Here is a 22,958-nt window from a genome sequence, read left to right as displayed (position 1 = left end):
GCTCACATGCCGGTAGCCATTGGTCGTGGCCGCCTGATAAGCTCGCGACTTTACTCGAATGCCCTTTTGGCACACGAACAAGGAAATAGCATGAAACAGCATCGGTTGGCGGCGGCGGTGGCCCTGGTTAGCCTGGTACTTGCGGGTTGTGATTCGCAAACCAGCGTAGAGCTGAAAACCCCGGCGCAAAAAGCTTCCTACGGTATCGGCCTGAACATGGGCAAAAGCCTTGCTCAAGAAGGTATGGATGACCTGGACTCCAAAGCGGTAGCCCAAGGCATCGAAGATGCCGTCGGCAAGAAAGAACAGAAGCTGAAAGACGACGAGCTGGTCGAGGCGTTCGCCGCACTGCAAAAACGTGCTGAAGAGCGTATGGCCAAGATGAGCGAAGAGTCGGCAACCGCCGGCAAGAAATTCCTCGAAGAAAACGCCAAGAAAGACGGCGTTGTCACCACCGCTTCCGGTCTGCAATACAAGATCGTGAAGAAAGCGGACGGTGCTCAACCCAAGCCTACCGACGTAGTGACTGTTCACTACACCGGCAAGCTCACCAACGGCACCACCTTTGACAGCTCCGTGGATCGCGGCAGCCCGATTGACCTGCCGGTCAGCGGCGTGATTCCAGGTTGGGTCGAAGGCCTGCAACTGATGCACGTTGGCGAGAAGGTCGAGTTGTACATCCCGTCCGACCTGGCCTACGGCGCGCAGAGCCCGAGCCCGGCGATTCCAGCCAACTCCGTGCTGGTATTCGACCTGGAACTGCTGGCCATCAAGGACCCGTCCAAGGCAGACGCTCCTGACGCACCGGCGGCTCCTGCTGCCAAGAAGTAATCAGCGCCTGAACACACAACGCCCCGTCTCGACGGGGCGTTGTTGTTTCTGGCCTGTGCGATCGTTCCCACGCTCTGCGATCGTCCCCACGCTCTGCGTGGGAATGCATCCGGTGACGCTCTGCGTCACCATTGCGCATAGCTCAAGCCTAGCGCTAACAGCAAGCGCGGAGCGCCACAGGCGGCATCCCCACGCAGAGCGTGGGAACGATCAACTGAATCCAGGGCAAATTCAACCGAACCCATGCGGGCTAGAGCAGTCTGATAAAAGACCCGAGTACGGGTAGACGCAGATTATCTCCAAGTCAATGAATTCTTGGGTTTTTTTTATGTGCGCAAAAAACGCCCGATCTGACTGTAGGCCTTGTATTACGTGGCTTTCAGCCTGGAAAATAGGCTCTGTTCACAAGGTTATCCACAATTTGTGTGGATAACCTTTTCTGTCGCCTGGAACTGGAGTGACGATGAAAGCCCCGTTTAATTTCACCCGCTTCCTGCCCATGGCTGCTCGCCTGCTTGGCCGTGGGCGCTTGCCGACGTTGCTGTTCGCGGTCGCCGCCAAAGGCTCGAGCCAGGGCAACCGGCTGGGCAAGCTCAAGGACGACCTCAAGCTGCTCCAGGCCTTATGCCTGGCCTACTGGCGCGGCGAGTACCGGGCCATCAGCCCCAAGGCGCTGATTTCGGTAGTGGCAGGGTTGATGTACTTCCTGAGCCCGATTGACGCGATCCCGGACTTTATCCCGGTGTTCGGCATGCTCGACGACATTGCTGTGCTGGCGTGGGTCATGAAGACCCTCGACGGCGAACTGAGCGCCTTTCGCGCCTGGCGCGAGCGTCAGCTCCCCGAGAAACTTGCGGTGGTTGAGCGCCTTCCTGCGACGCCTCAGCTGCTTACGCAAGAACACCTGAAAAAAAACTGAACCTTGGGAATATCCCCCTGCGCTCTTTGTGGCTGTTAGGATTACACTCCTAAGGAAAGTACTTACGAAGTAAGTGTTGTGATCCTACGGGGCAGTCATGGATATTCAGATAATTACAAAGGATGGCGAGCCCGAATATGCGGTTCTGCCATGGGCTCAGTATCAGGCGCTGTTAAAAGCCGCCGGTCAGCAACAGCCAACGCCTCCCGCTTCGACCATTAGCCAAGCCACTGCCGAACCGGATCTGCGCCCCCTGGAGCAGCTGCGAAGCCTGCGCGAGGCCAAGGGCCTGGCCATCGAGGTTCTGGCGCGCACAGTGGGCATCAGCCCGTCTTACCTGGGCCTGATCGAAAGCGGTGAACGCCAGCCGGACGCTGCCATCCGCCGCAGCCTGGCCTGGGAACTTGGCGTTGCAGGTTGGAGGGACGAAACGTGAGCGTACGCATCAGCCGTCAACATTGGGATGGGTTACTCAACGAGCTGGACCAGGCGCGCCGACAGCGCCACCTCTTGACCTACCGCGCCTTGCTGGAGCGCCTGCAATTTCCCACGCCGGCCATGCAGACCCTGACGGCTGCGCTGGAGCACCTGGCGGCGCTGGATGCCAAGGCCGACCAACCACTGCGCAGTTCCCTGGTGATCAGCCAGGGCGCCAGTCGCCTGCCACGTACCGGTTTCTTTGAATGTGTGGAGCGTCTCGGGCGCTTCTGCGGGCCGTCCGATGGCGTGGCCGCGGCGTCGTGGCACGCATCCGAAGTGGTGCGGGTATTTGAGTACGATTATCCCGAGTCAGCGGAGGCGTAGTGTTCTGGAAGCTCAAGGCGTATGCCAGTTACTGGCTGGCGCGCAAGTTGTTTCATTGGTCCTGGTTCGTGCGACAGCCGCGTGGCTGGCAGTGGCTTGAAGGCCAGTTCGCGCGCATGGCCAATCTGGGCGACGTAGGAGCACAGAGTTTCTACGGACATATCCTGACGTTTCGTGGCAAGGGCCTCGGCGCCCGTGAAGAAGGCGTGCGACTGTTGCGGCTGGCGGCCCTGGCCGGCGACGGCAAGGCGGCCTACCAGATTGGGGTGTTGAGCCTTGCGGGCAGCCTTGGCAAGGCGCCTGATCCGCTGGAAGCGGCACGCTGGTGGAAAATCGCCGCCCGAGCCGGGCACCCGTTGGCGCAGATGCGCCTGGAGCAACTCTGATCTAGAGCGGCTGCGGTTCTGCCTGGCCCAACTCCAGGCTGTCAATCACATGAATGCTGTAGCCCGCCACGTTCTTCGCGTGGTGCTTGGCTTGCGAGGCCAGTTCTGCCAACTGGCTGGCATCGAGTTGTCCACAGGCCTGTGGATACAAATGCACCACGCCGATGGACAGCGACAGCAGCGCAAACTCCTGGCGCACGCCCTGGCGGTTCAGTGCAACGAAACAGCCCGCGTCCAGATGCTCGCTGCGATAGAAGCGCCGGCACTGGGTGTGGAAGTCGTCCAGCAGTTGGTTCAGCCGCTTGCGCCAATCCTGCGGCCCCAGCACCAGCAAAAAGTCATCACCGCCGATATGCCCGACGAAGTCGCGGCTGGGGTCTACCCGGTCGTTCAGGCATTGCGCCAGGCACAGCAGCACTTCATCGCCCCGGCCATAGCCGTAGATATCGTTGAATGGCTTGAAACTGTCGATATCGACGTAGCAGATCACAGACTCGCGTTGTTGCTGCAACAGCCGCGTCAGGCACTGCTGGATGGGGACGTTGCCCGGCAGCAAAGTCAGCGGGTTGGCATAGCGTGCCTGCTGGATTTTCAGCTCGGTAATCAGCTTGAGCACATCGATCACCCGGCCCAGCCCCAGATAATCGCCGTTGAGGGTGATGATGAAATCTTCCTCGATCCGCTGGCGTGCGCGACTGGTGAGCAGGCGGCTGACCTGCTGCAAGGACTGGCTCAGTTCCACCGCGAGAAAGTCATCACTCATCAAGCGGCTGATGGGCTTGCGGGCGAACAGATCGGTGGCGAACGGCTTGAGCAGCGCATCTGACAGCGAGTGTCGGTGCACGATGCCAATCGGGTGGCCACGCTCATCCAGCACCGCCAGGGAATTGAGGTTGGCCTGGCGCCGGAAGGCTTCCAAAACCTGCGCCGTGGCAGTGTGCTGGCCCACGGCCGGTTGTTCGTTGAGCAGGGCGCTGAGGTCGCTGCCTTCGTCGTTCAGCGCGACGTTGGCGTTGTCGGGCTTGGGCAGCATCAACCGCGCTTCCTGCGGCGGGTGTTCCTGGGGGCGGCAGAGCAGGTAGCCCTGCACCAGGTCAACGCCCATTTCCGTGAGCACCGCCAACTCTTCCGGCAACTCGATGCCTTCGGCGATGACCTGGGCCCGGGAGGCCTTGGCGATTTGCAGGATGGAGCCGACAAACTCGCGCTTGAGGGCGTCCTGGTGGATGCCGTCGATAAAGTGTCGATCGATCTTCACGTAGTCCGGGCGCAGCTCCGACCACAGCCGCAGGCTGGAATAACCGGCACCCAGGTCATCCAGGGCAATCGAAAAGCCCATGGCGCGGTAGTGGTGCAGCGCGGTTTGCAGCAGTTGAAAATCGTCGGTCGGGGTTTGCTCGGTCAGTTCGATCACCACCTGGCTGGGCGGGATGCCGAAGTCGCTGAGCAGTTGCAGGGTACGGCCGGGCTGGTGGGCGGTCTCCAGCAGGGATTCGGGTGAGACGTTGAGAAACAGCTTGCCCGGCAGTTTCTGCTCGCTGAACCGCCGGCAGGCACTTTCCCGGCAGACCATCTCCAGCTCACTGAGACGTCCGGCGTGGCGGGCCACGGAGAACAGTGCGACAGGGGAGTGCAACGGGCTGTTGGACGGGCCGCGACTGAGGGCTTCATAACCGATGACGCGTCGTTCAGACAGGGAAATGATGGGTTGGAACAGGCTGTGCAAACTGCCTTGAGCCAGGATTGAGCCCAATGCATTCAGCTGTTCGGTCATGGTCATGATTTTCTCGGGTCGAAAAAAAAGGACCTGCTTTGGCAGGTCCTTCATTTCACGACAGAATGATGTCTATTTGATGACACTCCGAGGAGCGTTCACATTAAATCGCCATCATTTACTGCTTGGCCACCGTCTTGCTGATTTTCAAGTAGTCCAGCAGGATGCGCCCGGTCTCGCTCAGGTAGGCATCATCTTCCGGCTTGGTTTTATCAGGCTCGGCGGCGATCGCGTCTTCGTCTTCTTTCTTCAGTTCCTTGAGCGGGGCTTCGCCTTTGGCCTTGCGGCGGGCGTTCTCCAGCACCAGTTGCTGATTCTCGATGTCGGTGTGCTGCGCACGACGGTCGGCTTCGTTCAGACTTACGGTTTTCTCTTCCATCAACTTCTTGGCCAGGGCCAGCTTGTCGCGGATAAAGATGAACTCGGCATCCTTGGCGGAGCGGGCTTCGTGATCAGCTTTCAACTCTGCGATGTACGGTTTGAACGGGTCTACCGCAGGCTTGATCGCAGGACGGATGGTGTCCCACGGCATCGCCTCGGGCAGGGCGCTCTCGCCGATTTCCTTGGTGTCGATGATCGACGGGAAATCGACGTCCGGCAGTACGCCCTGATGCTGGGTGCTCTGCCCGGAAACCCGGTAGAACTTGGCCAGGGTCAGTTTCAGCTCGCCATGGTTCAGCGGCTGGATGGTCTGCACGGTGCCTTTGCCGAAGGTCTGGCCGCCGATGATCAGCGCACGGTGGTAGTCCTGCATCGCGCCGGCAAAAATCTCCGAGGCGGATGCCGAGAGGCGGTTGACCAGCAACGCCATCGGCCCTTTGTAGAAGGCACCCGGGTTCTCGTCTTCCAGCACGTCGACACGGCCGTCAGCGTTACGCACCAGCACGGTCGGACCCTTGTCGATAAACAGACTGGTCAGCTCGGTCGCTTCCTGCAGGGAACCGCCGCCGTTGTTGCGCAGGTCGATGACCACGCCGTCGACTTTTTCCTTCTGCAATTCTGTGAGGATTTTCTTAACGTCGCGGGTGGTGCTCTTGTAGTCCGGATCACCGGCGCGGAACGCTTTGAAGTCCAGGTAGAACGCCGGGATCACCACCACGCCGAGCTTGTAGTCCTTGCCATCCTGCTTGAGGTTGAGGACTTGCTTCTGGACGGCCTGGTCTTCGAGTTTCACCGCTTCACGGGTGATGGACACGATCTTGCTGGTCTGGTCGTTCGGTGCGTTGGTGTGCGGAATCACTTCCAGGCGCACCACGCTGCCTTTCGGCCCGCGGATCAGCTTGACCACTTCATCCAGGCGCCAGCCGACCACGTCGACCATCTCTTTGTCGGCCTGGGCCACACCGATGATCTTGTCGGCCGGGGCAACCTGCTTGGTCTTGTCGGCCGGACCTGCCGGCACCAGACGCACGATCTTCACCTGGTCGTTATCGCTTTGCAGGACGGCACCGATGCCTTCCAGCGACAGACTCATGTTGATATCGAAATTTTCCGCGTTATCTGGCGACAGATAATTGGTGTGCGGGTCGTAGGACATTGCGAAGGTGTTGATGTAGGCCTGGAAGATATCTTCGGCACGGGTCTGATCCAGACGTGCCAGCTGATTCTTGTAGCGCTTGGTCAACAGTTCCTGGATAGCCTTCGGCTCTTTGCCGGCGATCTTCAAGCGCAGGACTTCATCCTTGACGCGCTTGCGCCACAGGTCGTCCAGCTCGGCTTCGGTGGTCAGCCAAGGAGCGTCCTTGCGGTCAACCAGCAAGGTCTCTTTCTTGGTGAAGTCGAACTTGTCGACACCTTTGTCCAGCTCACCAATGGCGAAGTCCAGACGCGCTTTGACGCGGTCCAGGTAGCGCTTGTAGATGGTGAAGCCGGGCTGTAGGTCACCGCTCTTGAGGAAGTCGTCGAACTGCGTCTTCCACTTGTCGAACTCGGTGATGTCGCTGGCCAGGAAATAGCTGCGCGAGGGATCCAACAGCTTGAGGTAGCTGTCGTAAATGATCACCGAACGAGCGTCGTCCAACGGCGGCTTGCTGTAATGGTGGCGCTTGAGCAACTCGACGACGTTAAGGCTGGCAATCACCTCATCGCGATCAGGCTGAAGGTTGTCCCAGCTGTTGGCTGCGAACGTATTGCTCGACAGCGGCAAAAGGCCGATACCGATAAAAAGAGCGAGGGCGGTGCTGGGGAACAAATGCTTCATGCTGATTCGACGCGGGGGCAATTGATAACGCATATTAGGCCGTCTTTGAAGTCGCCGGTTCCATATGGGCCGGTCGCATAATGCAAAAAGCCCGACGCTACAGCAACGGGCTCAGTCCAGACTCACTATGGAGGCACTGTGAAAGCATTGCAAGGCGTTGAAGGTCATGTGGAGTGGCAAGAAGAGCCAAGTCCTACATGCGATGTAGGCCAAGTACGCATTCGCGTGGCGGCTGCGGGCCTGAATCGCGCCGATTTATTACAGCGTTCGGGGCTTTATCCGCCACCTCCCGGTGCCAGCCAGGTGCTGGGCCTGGAGTGTTCCGGGGTGATCAGCGAAGTCGGCGCCGGTTCGTCGTGGCAAGTGGGGGATCGGGTTTGCGCCTTGCTGGCTGGCGGCGGGATGGCTGAAGAAGTGGTGGTGGATGCGCGTCACGTATTGCCGGTGCCGGAGGGCGTATCCCTGGTGGAAGCGGCCGGGTTGCCCGAGGTATACAGCACCGCGTGGTTGAACCTGTTCCAGTTGGCGGGCCTCAAGCCCGGCGAGAAGGTGTTGTTGCATGCCGGTGCCAGTGGGGTGGGCTCGGCGGCGATTCAGTTGTGCAAGGCGTTTGGCAGCCCGTGCTGGGTCAGCGTGGGGTCGGCGGATCGCCTTGCGTACTGTGAAGCGCTGGGGGCTCAGGGGGGTGTGGTACGTACTGACGGCATCGAGGGCTTGAGGGATTTTGGACCGTTCGATGTGATTCTTGACCCGGTGGGGGGGAATTACGCGGCGCTGAATCTCAAGCTGGTGGCGCGTGATGGGCGCTGGGTGTTGATTGGGTTGATGGGCGGGCGTGAGGCGCAGATCGATCTGGCGCAGGTGTTGGCCAAGCGTGTGCAGGTGTTGGGGTCGACTTTGCGCAGTCGGGATGATCAGTTCAAGGCTGACTTGTTCAGTGACTTGAGCCAGCATGTTTGGCCGTTGTTTGCCGAGGGGCGCTTGAGTCCGCAACTGGCCAGGACGTTTCCGATCAAGGATGCCGAGGCTGCGTTTGCGGAGCTGGCGACTAATCGGATTTCCGGGAAGCTGGTGTTGGTGATTGACGAGAGTCTGACCTGATTTCAGATGCGACATTTGTGTTGGGGGGAGTTGGGCTGGGTGTATATCCGTTATTTTCGTAACGGCGACTATTGGTTCCGCTCTTACAGCGGCTCACTTTTGAAAAGCGCAAAAGTAAGCAAAACGCTCTTGCCCCACCACTCGGCTCCTCGCCTAGGCTCGGAGTGCCCTCACTCCGGCTTTGGACCGTGGGCCGCCGTCATGGGCCATCCTTGGCCCAGGACGGCTAACCTGGCGTCCTGCCAGGTTACCCACGCTCCAAAGCCTGCGTTCGGCCAGCGTGGTTTAACGGGGCGCCTAAGATCAAGATCAAAAGCAGATCAACAGCACAGCGGCCTCCCGGCCGGCTTGAGTGTTGTAAATCAAAAGCTAAAGCGGGCACGGTCCAAATGTGGGAGCGGGCTTGCTCGCGAAGGTCGTTAACGATGACGCGGGCATTCTGGATGAACGCGGCGCTCTCAGGTTTTTCGCGAGCAAGCCCGCTCCCACAGAAAAGCAGATTTGTTTTCGCTCTGGTTTTTGCTTTTGCTGTTAACACTCAAGCCGGCCGGTAGGCCGCTGTGCTCTTGCTTTTGATCTTGATCTGACTGCCCCAATAAGCCCGAGGCCGAACGCAGGTATTGCGGAGCGGGTAAACCGGCAGGACGCCGGTTTAGCCGCGCCGGGCCATGGATGGCCCGTCGCGGCGGCCCGCTTCGTGCTGCCGGAGTGAGGGAACGCCGAGCCTAGGCGAGGCGCCGACAGGCGGGGCAGAGCGCTTTGGTTACTTTGCCGCTTTTTTTTGCAAAGTGACTCGCTGTAAGAGCGAAACCATAGGTGGCCGTTACCTGAATAACGGATATGTACCCACCTCAAACCAGCACAAAACGTCACACCCAATGATGAATCGGCCACCCAGCCTGCTCAGCATGCGCCCGCAGCACCGGGTCCGGATTCACCACCTGCGGGTTCTCCACCTTCAGCAACAGCGGCAAATCATTGCGCGAATCCGAGTAGAAGTACGCCCCATCAAGGTGCTCACCTTCCTGCTCCAGCCATTCCATCAGGCGAGTGATCTTGCCTTCGCGGTAAGTCAGTACACCTGTGGTCTTGCCGCTGTACACCCCATGGGCGACGTCCAGCTCAATCCCCAGCACTTCATCAATGCCGATACGCGCCGCAATCGGCTTGACCAGGTGCGTCCCCGACGCCGAGATCACCAAAATCCGGTCACCATTCTTGCGGTGCTGTGCAATGGTACGGGTGGCTTCGCTGTAGATCAGCGGCTCGATAACGTCTTCCACCCACGGCTCTACAAGGTGCTCGATCTCTTCCGGCGTGCGGCCAATCATCGGCTCCAGGCTGAAGTCCATGAAATCCTCCATGGCCAGCTCACCGCGGCTGTAGGCCGCCATCAGTTCGTCGTTCTTGCGCATGAACGACTCGCCATCCACCCAGCCCAGGCGGCCCATCTGCTCGCTCCACAGGGTGGCGCAGTCGCCGTGGATCAGGGTGTCGTCCAGATCAAAAATTACCAATGCCATCTGTCACGCTCTCTCAAATAAATCGTGCGTCAGGCTACTTCACACAACGCACTTGGGTCGATGGAAAGTGCCAATCTCTGACCATCCGGGTGCAGATCGTCAGCCGATCGGTTAAGCACATCCACCACCAATTCCACGCCCCGGGCTTCGATGCGGTAGCGAATCACGTTGCCCAGCAGGCTGTGGCTGCGCACCAACGCATCCAGCTCACCGCTGCGGCTGAGCTCGATGGCCTCCGGGCGAATGGCGATGCGCCCGGTGATCGGACGCTGCAACAGTTTGCTGGCCTTGTCGGCGTCCAGCAGGTTGTAGTTGCCGATAAAGCCCGCGGCGAACACATCCACCGGCGCGGTGTAGAGGGTCTCGGCATCGCCGCTCTGTACGATCTTGCCCTGGTTCATCAGGAAGATCCGGTCGGACATGGTCAGGGCTTCTTCCTGGTCATGGGTCACGAAGATGGTGGTCAGGCCCAGCTCACGCTGGATCTGGCGAATCTGTTCACGCAGGTGCTTGCGAATCCGTGCATCGAGGGCCGACAACGGCTCGTCGAGCAACAGCAGGCGCGGGCGCGTCACCAGCGAGCGGGCGAGGGCCACGCGCTGGCACTGGCCGCCGGACATCTGGTGCGGGTAGCGGCCGGCGAGTTCTTTCAGCTCCACCAGTTGCAACACTTCCTGCACGCGTTTGTGGCTGTCGTCGGCATTGACCTTCTGCATGCGCAGGCCGAAGGCGACGTTCTGTTCCACGGTCATGTTGGGGAACAGCGCGTAGCTCTGGAACACCATGCCGATATGCCGTTTCTGTGGGCTCAGCGGGACGATGTCCTGGCCATCCAGCAGGATTTTCCCGCTGTCCACCGAGGTCAGGCCGGCGATGCAGCGCAGCAGGGTCGACTTGCCGCAGCCCGACGGGCCAAGCAGGGTGACGAATTCGCCCTTGGCGATTTCGCAGTTGATGTCACTGAATACCGGCGTGCCGGCGTAGCCTTTTTGCAGGTGTTGGACGCTGACGAAGCTCATTGGCTTTTGTCCTTGTTCAAGATGTTGGCGGCCCAGGTCAGCACCAGCACGAAGAAGAAATAGGAGATCACCAGGGCACTGGTGAAGTGGCCGCTGCTGTTACGCATATTGTTGAGGTACACCTGCAGGGTTTCGTAGCGGGTGCCCACCAGGATGTTGGCGAACACGAACTCGCCGAACAGGAACGAGAACGACAGCAGCAGTGCCACCATCAAGCCCTTGCGCAGGTTCGGCAGCACCACCAGGAACGCCGCCTGGAAGGTGCTGGCACCGAGCAGTTGGGCGGCGTCCATCAGGTCCCGCAGGTTGATCGCTTGCAGGTTGTTGGTGATCGCCCGATACATGAACGGCAGCGCCACGGTGAAGTAGCAACCGATCAGGATCCACGGCGTACCCACCATCGCAAATGGACCCGAGCCATAGAGCTGCAACAGCCCCACCGACGACACCACCGGCGGCACCGCGAAGGGCAGCAGGATCAAAATGTTCATCAGCGCATCGAGTTTTGGAAAGTGGTAATGCACCACAAACAGCAGCGGCAGGATCAGCACCACCGACAAGATCAGCGCGCCAACGCACACCAGCAGCGACTGGCCGAAGGCATTCAGGAAGCGCGGGTCACTCCACAGCTGGATATACCATTTGAAGGTAAAGCCGGATGGCAGGATGGTCGCCGACCAACTGCTGGCGATGGAGTAGACCAGGGTGCCGAGCAATGGCAGCACCAGGACAGCAAGCAACAGGTACACCACTACGCGATGGTAGAGGGCGGCCGAGCCAGGTTCAGCGCGAGACATGGTAGCTCCTCTTGAGCAGCAGTTGATGGACCACGGTCACCACCGTCATCAGCGCTACCAGCACCACAGCCAGGGCACTGGCCATGTTAGGGTCCAGGGAAATATCGCCGGAGACCATCGCCGCGATGCGGATCGGCAGCACGTTGAAGTTGCCGGTGGTCAACGCATAGACCGTGGCGTAGGCGCCCAGGGCGTTGGCCAGCAGAATCACGAAGGTGCCCAGCAGCGCCGGGGTCAGCACCGGCAAGCCGATATGCCGCCAGTATTGCCAGCCATCCGCGCCGAGCAACGAAGCGGACTCGCGCCAGTCTTCGCGCAACGCGTCAAAGGCCGGGTAGAGCAGCAGCACGCCGAGGGGAATCTGGAAATAGGTATAAAGGATGATCAACCCGGTCTTGGAATACAGGTTGAAGTCCTGAATGATCCCGGCCTGCTTGAGCATGATAGTGATGCTGCCGTTGAACCCCAGCAGGATGATGAAGGCGAAGGCCAGGGGTACACCGGAGAAGTTGCTGGTCATGTTGGCGAAGGCGGTCACGAAATTGCGCAGCCGGCCATCCACCCGACGCAGCGAGTAACTGCCCAGCACGGCAATGACGATCCCGAACACACTGGAGTAGAAACTGATCTCCAGGCTGTACTGGATTGCCTGCAGGTAGAATTTCGAATTGGCGATCTTGCTGAAGTTGGCCAGGCCCCAGCCAAACTCTTCCGATTGCAGGCTGCTGACCAGCACCCAGAACAGTGGAGCGATCTCGAACACGATAAAAAACAGCGCGAAGGGCACCAGGCACAAGGCGGCCAGCCATTTGCCGCGGATCACTGAATTCACTTCAACAGCTCCCGGCATACAGGTTTGTCGTGGGGTACACCCAACAGCTCGCAGACGGTGCCGCACAGCTCGGTTTGTTTGGGCGTGGCGTGGGTGTCGAGGCTGAAGGCATCACCCAGCACAAACAGCGGCACTTCCCGTTCTTCCGGCAGCAGGCCGTTGTGGGAGCGGTCGTTGTTCATGCCGTGGTCGGCCGTCACCAGTACCTGGTAACCGGCGTCGAGCCAGCCTTGCAGGTAGTCGGCGAGGATGATGTCGGCCGAGCGCGCGCTGTTGCGGTATTGCGGGGTGTCGAGGCCGTGCTTGTGGCCGGCATCGTCGATGTTCATCGGGTGCACCACCAGGAAATTCGGCGCGTGTTTGAGGCGCAGGCTTTCGGCGTCGGCAAACAGGTGCGAGTCCGGGTAATGGTCATTCCAGTAGAAATGCCCGTGCTGGATCGCCAGGGCCGTGTCGCTGGTATGCCGATCCCGGGCGGCGATAAAGGGCGAGCGGTTATACAACTCGCTGACCCAGTGATACGCCGCCGCCGCCGTGGATAAACCGGCGTCGCTGGCGTAATGGAAAATGCTGCGCTGGTTGGACAGGCGCGAGACGTTGTTGTGGACGATGCCGCTCTCGATCGGCGGGACGCCGGTGAGGATGCATTCGTACAGTGGCCGGGACAGGGCCGGCAGTTCACATTCCAGTTTGTACAGTGCTGCGCGTCCTGCGCCGACATAGGCCTGCAAGTGCCCCATGGCGTGTCGGGCAACCTCGTAATTCAGGCCGTCGAGCACGACAAGGATGACGTTGTGCTTCATAGGGGCTGGGGCTCCGCAACAAATAGGCTTGACTCGGTTTTTCGGTTGGAACACCGATCAAATGTGGGAGCTGGCTTGCCTGCGATAGCGGTGTGTCAGTCGACAATACTGCTGAATGTCATACCGCTGTCGCAGGCAAGCCAGCTCCCACACTGACCGCGTTCCACTTGAACAGGCGTGTTAAGCCTTATTGCATATTGATGATGACTTCTTCCTGCCACTTCTGCGGCAGTGCTTTGGAGGTCTTCTCCCAAGCGTCGGCGTCCTTGATCGGCGTGACTTTCTTGTACTGCTCGTTAGGCAGCAGCTTGGCCTGTACGTCGGCTGGCAAGGTCAGGTGCTCGGCACGGATCGGCCGCGCATTGCCACGCGCCAGGTTGGTCTGGCCGGCGTCGCTGAAGATGTATTCGCGGGTCAGCTTGGCGGCGTTCGGGTGCTTGGCGTATTTGTTGATGATGGTGGTGTAGCCGGAAATCACCGAGCCGTCCGATGGGATCAGCACCACGTAGTCATCCGGGTTGGCCATCTTGGCCTTGTAGCTCAGGCCGTTGAAGTCCCAGACCACGCCCACTTCCACTTCGCCTTTTTCCATGGTGGCGATGGTTGGGTTGGCCAGCGACAGGCGGCCTTGCTTGGCGATGTCGGCGAACATCAGCAGCGCCGGCTGAATGTTCTTCTCGTCGCCACCGTTGGCCAGTGCGGCGGCGAGTACGCCGTTGGCCGCCTGGGCGGCGGTGCTCACGTCACCGATGGAAACCTTGTATTTGCCGGTCTTCAGGTCAGCCCAGCTTTTCGGAGCTTCGGAGCCGTGCAGGAGTTTTTTGTTGACGATAAAGGCGATGGTGCCGGTGTAGGCCAGGGCCCAGTTACCGTCTTTGTCTTTCGCCCAATCCGGGACTTGTGCCCAGGTGGTCGGTTTGTACGGTTGGGTAACGCCCTGTTTCACCGCGATCGGGCCGAAGGCTGCACCCACGTCGCCGATGTCGGCGCTGGCGTTGTCTTTCTCTGCCGCAAACTTGGCGACTTCCTGGGCGGAGCTCATGTCGGTGTCGATGTGCTTGAGGCCGTAGGTCTTGGCCAGGTCGTCCCAGGTGCCTTTCCAGTTGGCCCAGTCATCGGGCATGCCGACGCTGTTGACGGCGCCTTCCGCTTTCGCGGCGGCTTCCAGGGTTTTTAGATCGGTATCAGCGGCCATGGCGGCGGTGCACATGGCAATGGTCGAGCCTAACAGTGATGCCAGGAAAAGCTGTTTCATCCGAAGCTCCTTTGGGCGTTTTCAACGCTGCGTTTTTATCGACGTTTGCGGTGGTGTTGGTCTAGGTCAGCAATACACGAGCCAATTTAGGCGTGGCGGATGACAGTTTCATGTCGATGTCGTTTTTTGTTGGCCTGGACGGGGGATCACCGGGTAAGCGTAGACCATGCCAAACCGCCCGGAAGCCTTGGACTTGGCCGATGTATTGCAGGTCTTGTGGCAGGACGTCGCGAGGCGCTGTCATCTGTCGGTCATGTGCAATGCCTAGGCTTGCACGCAACAGCAGAGGCGCGTTTAGCGGGCGTTTTGTGCACCTGAATAGTGCTGGTCTAGTCCAGATAGGTAACGTTGATGCGTGATGAGGCAACCAAGGCGGTGACAACCATTGGCCTGGCGCTGCAAGAGCAGATCGACCATGGCTTGTTGGCGCCTGCCAGTAAGCTGCCGGCCGAGCGCAAGCTCAGCGAGTTGTTTGGTACCACCCGGATTACGGTGCGGGAAGCCTTGTTACAACTTGAGGCACAAGGGCAGATTTATCGCGAGGAGCGGCGAGGGTGGTTTGTGTCGCCGCCCAGGCTTGCCTATAACCTGATGCAGCGCAGTCATTTTCACGCGATGGTGAGTGCCCAGGGGCGGGTGCCGTCGACCGAGGTGATTTCGGCGCGGTTGCAGCCGGCTTCGGCGGCGGTGTGTGCGTGGTTGCAGTTGCCGGCGTTGTCCAGCGTGATTCAGATTTGCCGGGGGCGCAGGATTGATGGGCGGTTGGTGTTGTATGTGGAGCACTATCTGAACCCGCAGTATTTTCCGGGGATTCTGGGGTGTGATTTGAATCAGTCGATTACGGAGTTGTATGCGCGGGTGTATGACTTGCACTACGGGCGGGTGCGGTTTGAGATTGTGCCGACGTCATTGCAGGTTGAGGCTGCGGCGGCGTTGAGGGTGTCGGTGGGGAGCCCGGGGTTGCGGATTGCTCGGGTTAATTATGATCAGCATGAGCGGTTGATTGATTGTGATCTGGAGTTTTGGCGGCATGATGCGATTCATGTGGGGGTGGATGTGGTTTGACGTTTTGCCTGTGTGTATCCGTTATTTAGGTCACGGCGGCTTTTGGTTCCGCTCTCACAGCGGCTCACTTTTGAACAGCTGGAATGCCGGCCCAGCCCCAAGTAAGCACAGGGCTTTACCCCGATGACCCGAGTGTTAGAGCAAAAGCAGAGCCGCTTTATGTGGGAGCGGGCTTGCTCGCGAAAAACCTGAGGGCGCCGCGTTGAGTCAGGATACCCACGTCATCGTTAACGCCCTTCGCGAGCAAGCCCGCTCCCACATTTGGATCGTGTCCGCCTTTGGGTTTGCTGTTGCTTCACCACACTTAAGCCCGAGCGAGGTGCAGAGTGGTGGGGCAAGAGCGGAACCCTAGGCGGCCGTTACCTGAATAACGGATATACCCTCAATCCGCCGCATTGGCATACAAATAATCCGTCGCCAACGATGCCAGCGTCCGTACCCCAACCACCAACGCCGACTCATCCACAAAGAACCCCGGATTATGATTCGGTGCCGCCTTGCTCATGTCCTGATCCCTCGGCGTCACCCCCAGAAACACAAACAACCCTGGCGCTTCCTTGGCATAAAACGAGAAGTCCTCAGCCCCACCCACCAACGGGGCATTCACTACGTCGCCATTCGCCGCCCAACGCAAACTCGGCAGCATCTTCTCGGTCAGCGCCGGGTTGTTGATGGTCGGGTCGTACTTCTCAATGATCGTCACCTCAGCCTTCGCCCCACCACTCTCGGCAATCTTCTCTACGGTCTGCCGCACATCCGCATGCAGCTTCTGGCGAATGCCATAGTCGTAGGAGCGAATGGTCCCACTCATGTCCACCGACTCGGGAATGATGTTGTACCGCGTCCCTCCGTTGATGGTGCCAATACTCACCACCGCCGGAAACGAAGAAATGTCGGTACGCCGACTGACCACCGTCTGCAGCCCCACAATGGCCTGCGCCCCCACGGTAATCGGATCGATCCCATCCCACGGCCGCCCCGCATGGGTCTGCTTGCCCAGGATCTTGATCCGCAGGTCATCCGAGCTCGCCAGCGTCGGCCCCGGCCGATACGCAATCTGCCCCGCAGGCACCCCGGCCCACACATGCAGCCCAAAAACGGCATCCGGCTTGGGCGATTTCATCAGCCCTTCCTGCACCATCATCTTCGCGCCCCAAGTGTTTTTACCGTCGGGGATAAAGTCGCTCGGGCCTTCTTCAGCCGGCTGGAAATAAAACACCACGGTCCCAGGCAGACGATCGCGCATACCTGTAAGGATTTTCGCCGTGCTCAGCAGGATGGCGGTGTGGGCGTCGTGGCCGCAGGCGTGCATCACGTCGACTTCTTTATCGAGGTACACACCCTTGGCCTTCGAGGCGAAGGGCAGGCCGGAGACTTCCTTGACCGGCAGCGCATCCATGTCGGCGCGCAAGGCCACGGTCGGGCCGGGCAGGGCGCCCTTGAGGATGGCGACAACGCCCGTGCGCGCCACGCCAGTCTTGACCTCCAGCCCCATCTCCCGCAGTTGCTTGGCCACCAGCTCCGCGGTGCGATGTTCGGTATTGCCCAGTTCAGGATGGGCGTGGATGTCGCGCCGGGTTTCCAGCAAGGCCGGTTCCAGTACTTTGGCCTGGGCGGCGATGGTTTCGCGGGCACTGTCCTGGCCGCTGCTGGCGGCGATGACCGCGCTGCTGGCGACACCGCACAGCAGGCCGAATACCCATTGGTGTGTAAGACCGGTCAAACGCATAAGGACTCTCCATGATTATTGTTGTTGATCCTGACGTCGTCCGGGCAGCGCTTATTCTTTCTCTTGCACGCCTCCCGCCGCTGTCACCACTTGCACGCTCAAGCGTGGGGTGGCCAGGTCCAGCCCGGCTTCGTCGAGGTGACGCTTGAGCGACAGGTTGAACGCCCGCGAAACCTCCCACTGCTTGATCGGCGCGGTCTTGAAGCGGGCGCGAAGAATCGCACTGCCGGACTCGAAACTTTCTACACCCTGAATCTCCAGCGGCGACCAGATATTGCGCCGCTGCAACGGGTCGTTGCGCATCTTCTGCCCGACGTCGCGCATCAGCTTGATGGCGTCGTCGATTTCCATGTTGTAGGGAATCGCCACCCGGAAGATCGCGTAGCCGAACTCCCGGGAGTAGTTCTTGATGCTTTTGATTTCACTGAACGGGATCGTATGCACGATGCCGTCGATGTCCCGCAGGCGCACGGTACGGATGGTCAAGCCTTCGACCGTCCCCAGGTGGCCGCCGACATCCACGTAGTCATCAATTGCCAGGGAGTCTTCGATAATGATGAACAGGCCGGTGATCAAATCCGCCACCAGCGACTGTGCACCAAAACCGATGGCCAGGCCGATCACACCGGCACCCGCCAGCAGCGGCGTGACGTTCATGCCCATGTTCGCCAGGGCGACGATGGCGGCAATGATGAAGATGGTCACGAACAGCACGTTGCGAATCAACGGCATCATCGTTTGCGCACGCGCGTTGGCCAGGCCTTTGCGCGAGCGGGTGAGGGCGTGGTGGATCGCGGTGTCGCTGAGGATCCAGATCAGCCAGGCAAACAGCAATGTGCCGGCAAGGCCGAACAGCTTGACGCTGATTTCATGCCCGTCGCCTTCGGTAAAGCGGATCAGCGACAGGCCCCAGACCCGCAGGCCGAGTTCGATAAACACCAGCCACACCACCAGGTGGGCGAGGGTGTAGACGAAGCTTTTCAGGCGCTCGGAGTACAGCGCATGGCGCTTGTGCCCACGCTGCGGCTTGAGTGAATGGCGGCGCACCAGGCCGTTGATCACCATGCACAGCACCAGCAATACCGTGCACAACAACGACTGGCGCAGGGCGGTGCTGGTGTCGCCGGCGGAGACGAAGGTGGCGAACAGCGAGATGCCCACCAGCAGCAACGCCGGCAGGTACCAGAAGGTACCGACGATTTCGATAGTGTCACTCAGGGCGCGGCGGGTCAGGCGGCGGGACAGCGGCTGGTTGCGGATCAGGTGCGCAATCGGCCGGCGGAATCGCAGGATGAACACACCGGTGGACAGCGCGGCCATGACATTGGCGATGGTCGCGGCGACATGGGACAGGTGCTGGCCCAGGCTCTCGGCCAGGCGCGGGTCGCTGACGGCTTCGCCAAAGGCGGCAAAGCTGCCGATCAGCCATAACGGCCGGAAGGCCTGGTGGCGCAGGATGTACAACGCGCGGTGACGGTGCGGGCCGTCGAGTACGGAAAAGGCGACCACGCAGATCGCCGAGAAGCAGGTGCCCACCACCAGCGCATAGGCCAGCACCATCGCCAGGGATTTGCCGAGGGACGAGGGCAGTGCGTAACTCATGTAGACGGTGATCACCAACGCGATCAGCCACGGGCCGAGCTTGCGCAGGGCAAAGCGCAGCAGGTCCCAGGTCTTGGGGTGTTGCGGCAGTTCTTCGGTCAGGCCGAAGCGCTCGCGCACCCGGTGGCTGAGCCAGATCAGGATCGCGGCCAGCAGGCTCCAGAGCATCAGGATCATGGCAAAGGCAAAGATGATCGGCAGCCATTCGCTGGCCGGCAGCATCAGTGCGGTGAGTTCATCCTTGGCCTGGTCAAACTCGTTGGACCAGCGATTGAGCGGGCTGTCGGCACCGGAGAATTGTTGCTCCAGGCTCGACAGCGTACCGCCGATCAAACCGAGCACACCCAGTTCGGCGGCGGGCTGGGCCTTTTGCGTGGTCTCACGAAGCTTTTTCAGGTCGCTCAGCAGCTTGGTGCGCTGCTGGTCGTTTTCCAGGGTCTTGATCACCTCGTCCAGGGACTGGCCCAACGGGACGTCGGCTTGCGGCTGGGTTTTGGTGTTGCTGCCCAGCAGCCCTGGCAGGCTCACGGCGTGGGCAGGCGCCATGGGCAGCAGGGTCAGCAGGCAGAAAAGCAGGCAACAGGGCAGGGCAAACAGACGGGCAAGCACGAGGCGGTCAACCTTAAAAACGACGAATTGACCGAGTGTACGAGGCCGTCATGTGCAATGCGAGTGAGATTGTCATTCGGCGAGTTTGGCGAGGATCTTGTAAACCACGGTGCCGAGGATCAGCAGCATGCCGATCCACATGCCGAACACACCGATGGGTTTGTCGCGGAAGTTGAAGCCGATGGCCAGGAGGATCATGCCGGTCAGGATGGGGATAAGCATGGAGTGGAAGGCGGACATGGTGATCATGGTGCGACGGCCTTGTCGGGTGGGAATAGGTATAAGTCTAGGTCGATTTCGCCAAGTGCGAGTTGATCCGTGTCAGAAACGCTACAAAACCCGGTTAATTTCTACATCCGATGGCTTTTTTTCGATTGGCCACGGTCAACATCCCTCAGGAACCTTAAACCCAGGAGCATTCATCCATGAGCACACCCAAGGCACTGTTGATTCTGCACGGCAAGCAAGCCCTCAACGAGCAGGTGCGGGCGGCGGTGCAGGGCAAGCGCGAGCAGGGCTGGGACCTGGCCGTACGGGTGACGTGGGAGGGTGGCGATGCCCAGCGGTTTGTCGATCAGGCCCTTGCCGATGGCTACACGCGGCTGATTGCCGGCGGCGGTGACGGCACCCTGCGGGATGTGGCCGAGGCCATGGCCCGGGCCAAGACCGAGGCCAGCCTGGTGCTGATGCCCCTCGGTACCGCCAACGATTTTGCCCGCGCCGCCGGTGTGCCGCTGGAGCCCGAGCAGGCCCTGGACCTGCTGGATGTACCGGCCCGTGCCATCGACCTGGGCGAAGTAGGCGGGCAGATCTTCCTGAATATGGCCACTGGTGGTTTTGGCAGCCAGGTCACCGCCAACACCTCCGAAGACTTGAAGAAAGTCCTCGGTGGCGCGGCCTATCTGTTCACCGGCCTGTCACGCTTCAGCGAGTTGCGCGCGGCCTACGGTGAATTGCAGGGCCCTGACTTTCACTGGCGCGGCGAGCTGCTGGCCCTGGGCATCGGCAACGGGCGCCAGGCCGGTGGTGGCCACGTGCTGTGCCCCGGCGCCCTGGCCGATGATGGTTTGTTGGATATCAGCATCTTGCCGGCGCCGCAGGAAGTGGTCGGCACCCTGCGCAACCTGATGACGGACGGCTGGGGGCTGGACAATATGTTTGTGCGGGCGCGCTTGCCGTGGGTCGAAATCAAGGTCGCCGAAGGGCTGGCGATCAACCTCGACGGCGAACCACTCCAGGGTGACGACTTGCACTTCTCGGCCTTGCCCCAGGCACTGCGGGTGCATCTGCCGGAGGACTCACCGTTGCTGACTAATCGTCAAGGCTGATGATCTGTTCGCGCACTGCGAACAGCACCAGGCCCGCCACGTCGAAAATCTGCAGGCGCTTCATGATCTGCGAGCGGTGGGCTTCCACGGTCTTGATGCTCAGACCCAGGCCATTGGCGATTTCACGGGTGGACTTGCCGCGCACGATCAAGCGCAGGATTTCCAACTGGCGTGCCGTCAGGTTGTGGCTGTGGGGCGGCGGGTTGACCTGGGCCTGATTGCGGATCAGCGCCTGGTTGATCACCGTATGGGCGATTGCCGGGCTGAGGTAGCGTTCGTTGTTGCGCAACGCCAGCAGCGCGTGCTCCAGCTCATTGGCAGTGGTGTCCTTGAGCAGGTAGCCATGGGCGCCGGACTCCAGCGCACACATGATCAGCTCCGGGTCGGTGTGCATCGACAGGATCAGCACCTTGCTCTTCGGGTAGGCGCGCTTGAGGTCTTTCAATGCATCGAGCCCGCCGGTGTGCTTCATCGACAGGTCAAGCAGCACGATGTCGGGTTGCAGCGCGTCAAACCGCTCCAGCAACTGCGCGCCGTCGCTCGCTTCACCGATCACCGCGTAGCCGGGAATATCCATGACCAGCGCACGCACGCCGGCCCTGATCAGGGAGTGGTCATCCACCAGGAGTAAGTTGCACGTCACTCTAGAACCTTATGGGGGTTGGCCCGTTCGAGGGCGCGGGGCGCCCAGGGGAAAAGCGCTTCGATCCTCGTCCCGGAGCCTGGCTGGCTATTGACCGACAATGTGCCTCCCAGTTGATCAATCCGCTCGGACATCCCGGCCATGCCCCGCTGGCCTTCCTGGGCGGGGTTGATGGCGGGCGAAAAGCCCTGGCCGTCATCGCTGATAAACAGTGACAGGCCTTCGGGCAGGCGTTGCAGGCGTACCAGCAGGTTACGTGCCTGGGCATGGCGCAGCATGTTGGTGACGGCTTCCTGGGTAATGCGAAAGGCGGCAACAGCCATCTCTTCCGGGATGCCGGTCAGCCGTTGATGGCATTCCAGGCTCCAGCTTACCCGGGTGTTTTCCAGGGTCTTGAGCAGATGCGCCCGCAGGCTCGCCTCAAGGCCCAGGCTCGCCAGTTGCCGGGGGTTGAGGATGGCCGACACGTCCTGCACCTTGGCCAGGGTTTCGTTGAGGGTGTTGCACAGCACCGCACAGTGGCCCTGCAGGTTTTCCGGAAGACGGCGCTTGAGCCATTCACTTTGCAGCTTGGCGGCGGTCAACAGTTGGCCGATATCGTCGTGCAGTTCGCGGCTGAGGCGATGACGTTCGTTTTCCTGGACCTGCAACAGACGGTCGGCCAACTCCTGGGGCTGGAACTTGATGGACTTGCGTGAGCGCCACTGTTGCAAGCCCACCACCAGCAGGGTGGCCAGGTTCACTGACAACAGCGCCAGGGGAAGATCGGCCGAGTGTGCATAAGCCCACAGGCTGAGCAGGCACGCGCACAGGCATAGCGCGAGGGTTATCCAGCGTGCATTGCTTCGGGACACGGACCTTGCGATGAGTGACTTCAGGCTGGCGTACATAGGAGGCGCATTTCACGTTTATATGCATCATGAAGTTGAGTCACTTCGAGCGGGGCATGGTACCACCACTATTACCGTTGGTCGCCTGGCGCCGAGCGGGATGAGGCGTATTAATCACGGCAGCGTCCCGGAAGGTAGTCCCGGAGTTCAACGAGTGGGGAAGTTGTATCATTGAAGTTGTTTTGTATCAGTATTGTCGTTAGTGGCTTATTGATATTTTTCTGCTAACGACGTCGTGATGCATAAATAGTTGTGGTGTCGTTTTTAGATAATCAGGCAATTGAATGCGACATTTTTGTCGCTTAAATGCGAAGAAGCCTCAAATAGCGTAAGGCCTGTGTTGTTGCTTATAGCCGAAATCGCTTTGGGGGATGTGTTGGACAACGGTGGCGATCAACACGGTTTGTTCCGTTTCATCCAGGCCGAGCTTGCCGGTTTTTGTATCGATCAACTCCAGTTGCCAGGCTAGCAGGGTGAGGCAGTTGTGCAGTGCATCAAGTGCTTCGTCATGCAGTTGCAGGGGGCTGGCGGCGTTGCTGATCAGGTACTGGATATGCCGTGAGAACTCGCTGATCGCCCTCAGGGCCAGGGCTTCGGATTTTTCCGCGAGCTTGATCAGGTTGGTTTTCATGCAGTCGATCGCGTCACTGTCGTTGCGGATCAAATGCAGGTGGCTCAAGCATTCTTCAGACTTGGCCAGCAACATTTCCGCTTCGAGGAGGAACTCGGGAAGTGCAAGTTGCCACTCTTTGCCGTCGTTCATCACACAAGTCTCCAGAACATACGATCGGATGATGAGATGTTGCACCGGTTGAATGGCGTAAAACTACCGCTGAAATATGACGAAT

General features: G+C 60.1%; 21 protein-coding genes and 1 pseudogene. 8 read left to right on the top strand and 14 right to left on the bottom strand.

Features of this window, described 5'->3' with window-relative positions; all coding sequences use genetic code 11:
• The first annotated feature begins 90 nt into the window (after positions 1 to 90).
• The 5 genes from C0058_RS22710 to C0058_RS22690 all read left to right on the top strand — a co-directional run bounded on the left by C0058_RS22710 (position 91) and on the right by C0058_RS22690 (position 2,940).
• The gene (locus tag C0058_RS22710; protein ID WP_003211122.1) at positions 91 to 831 is read left to right on the top strand and encodes an FKBP-type peptidyl-prolyl cis-trans isomerase; all 741 of its coding nucleotides are present in this window, start codon (positions 91 to 93) and stop codon (positions 829 to 831) included.
• Positions 832 to 1,294: 463 nt separating this feature from the next.
• On the top strand, positions 1,295 to 1,750 hold the full coding sequence (locus C0058_RS22705; protein ID WP_003211120.1) for a YkvA family protein: 456 nt from the start codon (positions 1,295 to 1,297) through the stop codon (positions 1,748 to 1,750).
• 97 nt (positions 1,751 to 1,847) lie between these two features.
• Positions 1,848 to 2,186, top strand: coding sequence for a helix-turn-helix transcriptional regulator (locus C0058_RS22700; protein WP_003211117.1), 339 nt, complete (start codon positions 1,848 to 1,850; stop codon positions 2,184 to 2,186).
• Positions 2,183 to 2,554, top strand: coding sequence for a hypothetical protein (locus C0058_RS22695; RefSeq protein ID WP_003211116.1), 372 nt, complete (start codon positions 2,183 to 2,185; stop codon positions 2,552 to 2,554). The genes C0058_RS22700 and C0058_RS22695 overlap by 4 nt, the downstream gene beginning before the upstream one ends.
• Entirely contained in the window at positions 2,554 to 2,940 is a 387-nt protein-coding gene (locus C0058_RS22690) for a sel1 repeat family protein (RefSeq protein WP_003211114.1), read from the top strand. Before C0058_RS22695 ends, C0058_RS22690 begins: the two co-directional genes overlap by 1 nt.
• 1 nt (position 2,941) lies before the next feature.
• On the opposite strand, the gene C0058_RS22685 is transcribed toward C0058_RS22690, so the two are convergent.
• Both C0058_RS22685 and C0058_RS22680 read right to left on the bottom strand, forming a co-directional pair.
• Positions 2,942 to 4,720 (bottom strand): bifunctional diguanylate cyclase/phosphodiesterase, encoded by a 1,779-nt coding sequence (locus C0058_RS22685; RefSeq protein WP_023659268.1) that lies wholly within the window; start codon positions 4,718 to 4,720, stop codon positions 2,942 to 2,944.
• Positions 4,721 to 4,832: 112 nt separating this feature from the next.
• Positions 4,833 to 6,914 carry a carboxy terminal-processing peptidase gene (locus C0058_RS22680; RefSeq protein ID WP_023659269.1) on the bottom strand — a complete coding sequence of 694 codons (2,082 nt, stop codon included), beginning with the start codon at positions 6,912 to 6,914 and terminating at the stop codon, positions 4,833 to 4,835.
• Positions 6,915 to 7,052: 138 nt separating this feature from the next.
• Here C0058_RS22680 and C0058_RS22675 point away from each other — a divergent pair, with 138 nt between their 5' ends.
• Positions 7,053 to 8,015 carry a zinc-binding dehydrogenase gene (locus C0058_RS22675; protein WP_087694978.1) on the top strand — a complete coding sequence of 321 codons (963 nt, stop codon included), beginning with the start codon at positions 7,053 to 7,055 and terminating at the stop codon, positions 8,013 to 8,015.
• 869 nt (positions 8,016 to 8,884) lie between these two features.
• Here the strand turns inward: C0058_RS22675 and C0058_RS22660 are convergent.
• The 6 genes from C0058_RS22660 to C0058_RS22630 all read right to left on the bottom strand — a co-directional run bounded on the left by C0058_RS22660 (position 8,885) and on the right by C0058_RS22630 (position 14,244).
• Complete coding sequence (locus tag C0058_RS22660; protein ID WP_102369617.1) at positions 8,885 to 9,538, bottom strand: HAD family phosphatase; 654 nt, start codon at positions 9,536 to 9,538, stop codon at positions 8,885 to 8,887.
• Positions 9,539 to 9,567: 29 nt separating this feature from the next.
• Positions 9,568 to 10,557, bottom strand: coding sequence for an ABC transporter ATP-binding protein (locus C0058_RS22655; RefSeq protein ID WP_003219745.1), 990 nt, complete (start codon positions 10,555 to 10,557; stop codon positions 9,568 to 9,570).
• Positions 10,554 to 11,354 (bottom strand): ABC transporter permease, encoded by an 801-nt coding sequence (locus C0058_RS22650; protein WP_102369616.1) that lies wholly within the window; start codon positions 11,352 to 11,354, stop codon positions 10,554 to 10,556. The genes C0058_RS22655 and C0058_RS22650 overlap by 4 nt, the downstream gene beginning before the upstream one ends.
• Positions 11,341 to 12,186, bottom strand: a complete 846-nt coding sequence (locus C0058_RS22645) for an ABC transporter permease subunit (RefSeq protein ID WP_010166442.1) — start codon at positions 12,184 to 12,186, stop codon at positions 11,341 to 11,343. Before C0058_RS22645 ends, C0058_RS22650 begins: the two co-directional genes overlap by 14 nt.
• Positions 12,183 to 12,989 carry an alkaline phosphatase family protein gene (locus C0058_RS22640; protein ID WP_102369615.1) on the bottom strand — a complete coding sequence of 269 codons (807 nt, stop codon included), beginning with the start codon at positions 12,987 to 12,989 and terminating at the stop codon, positions 12,183 to 12,185. Before C0058_RS22640 ends, C0058_RS22645 begins: the two co-directional genes overlap by 4 nt.
• 187 nt (positions 12,990 to 13,176) lie before the next feature.
• Positions 13,177 to 14,244, bottom strand: a complete 1,068-nt coding sequence (locus tag C0058_RS22630) for an ABC transporter substrate-binding protein (protein WP_003219752.1) — start codon at positions 14,242 to 14,244, stop codon at positions 13,177 to 13,179.
• Positions 14,245 to 14,595: 351 nt separating this feature from the next.
• Between C0058_RS22630 and C0058_RS22625 the strand changes: the two genes are divergently transcribed.
• A complete protein-coding gene (locus tag C0058_RS22625) occupies positions 14,596 to 15,309 on the top strand; it encodes a UTRA domain-containing protein (protein ID WP_003219754.1) in 714 nt (237 codons plus the stop codon).
• A gap of 382 nt (positions 15,310 to 15,691) precedes the next feature.
• Here C0058_RS22625 and C0058_RS22620 read toward each other — a convergent pair whose 3' ends face one another.
• The 3 genes from C0058_RS22620 to C0058_RS32835 form a co-directional block, all read right to left on the bottom strand.
• Positions 15,692 to 17,038: an amidohydrolase gene (locus C0058_RS22620; RefSeq protein WP_102369614.1), complete on the bottom strand. Its 1,347-nt coding sequence runs from the start codon at positions 17,036 to 17,038 to the stop codon at positions 15,692 to 15,694.
• Positions 17,039 to 17,089: 51 nt separating this feature from the next.
• The gene (locus C0058_RS22615) at positions 17,090 to 19,249 is read right to left on the bottom strand and encodes a mechanosensitive ion channel family protein (protein ID WP_003219758.1); all 2,160 of its coding nucleotides are present in this window, start codon (positions 19,247 to 19,249) and stop codon (positions 17,090 to 17,092) included.
• Between the two features lie 72 nt (positions 19,250 to 19,321).
• A complete protein-coding gene (locus C0058_RS32835) occupies positions 19,322 to 19,498 on the bottom strand; it encodes a hypothetical protein (RefSeq protein WP_003219760.1) in 177 nt (58 codons plus the stop codon).
• A 176-nt stretch (positions 19,499 to 19,674) separates the two neighbouring features.
• Here C0058_RS32835 and yegS point away from each other — a divergent pair.
• A pseudogene (gene yegS, locus C0058_RS22610) lies at positions 19,675 to 20,599 on the top strand (lipid kinase YegS); the annotation flags it as partial.
• Here yegS and C0058_RS22605 read toward each other — a convergent pair.
• The 3 genes from C0058_RS22605 to C0058_RS22595 form a co-directional block, all read right to left on the bottom strand.
• Positions 20,561 to 21,220 carry a response regulator transcription factor gene (locus C0058_RS22605; RefSeq protein ID WP_003219763.1) on the bottom strand — a complete coding sequence of 220 codons (660 nt, stop codon included), beginning with the start codon at positions 21,218 to 21,220 and terminating at the stop codon, positions 20,561 to 20,563. The pseudogene yegS and the gene C0058_RS22605 overlap by 39 nt on opposite strands.
• Positions 21,217 to 22,110, bottom strand: coding sequence for a sensor histidine kinase (locus C0058_RS22600; RefSeq protein ID WP_003219766.1), 894 nt, complete (start codon positions 22,108 to 22,110; stop codon positions 21,217 to 21,219). The genes C0058_RS22605 and C0058_RS22600 overlap by 4 nt, the downstream gene beginning before the upstream one ends.
• A gap of 319 nt (positions 22,111 to 22,429) precedes the next feature.
• Positions 22,430 to 22,873 carry a hypothetical protein gene (locus C0058_RS22595; RefSeq protein ID WP_003219767.1) on the bottom strand — a complete coding sequence of 148 codons (444 nt, stop codon included), beginning with the start codon at positions 22,871 to 22,873 and terminating at the stop codon, positions 22,430 to 22,432.
• Positions 22,874 to 22,958: the final 85 nt, after the last annotated feature.

The organism is Pseudomonas sp. NC02 (assembly GCF_002874965.1).
Lineage (GTDB): Bacteria > Pseudomonadota > Gammaproteobacteria > Pseudomonadales > Pseudomonadaceae > Aquipseudomonas.
Note: the sequence above shows the minus strand (reverse complement) of the source record. Positions and strands in the feature narration are given on the sequence as shown.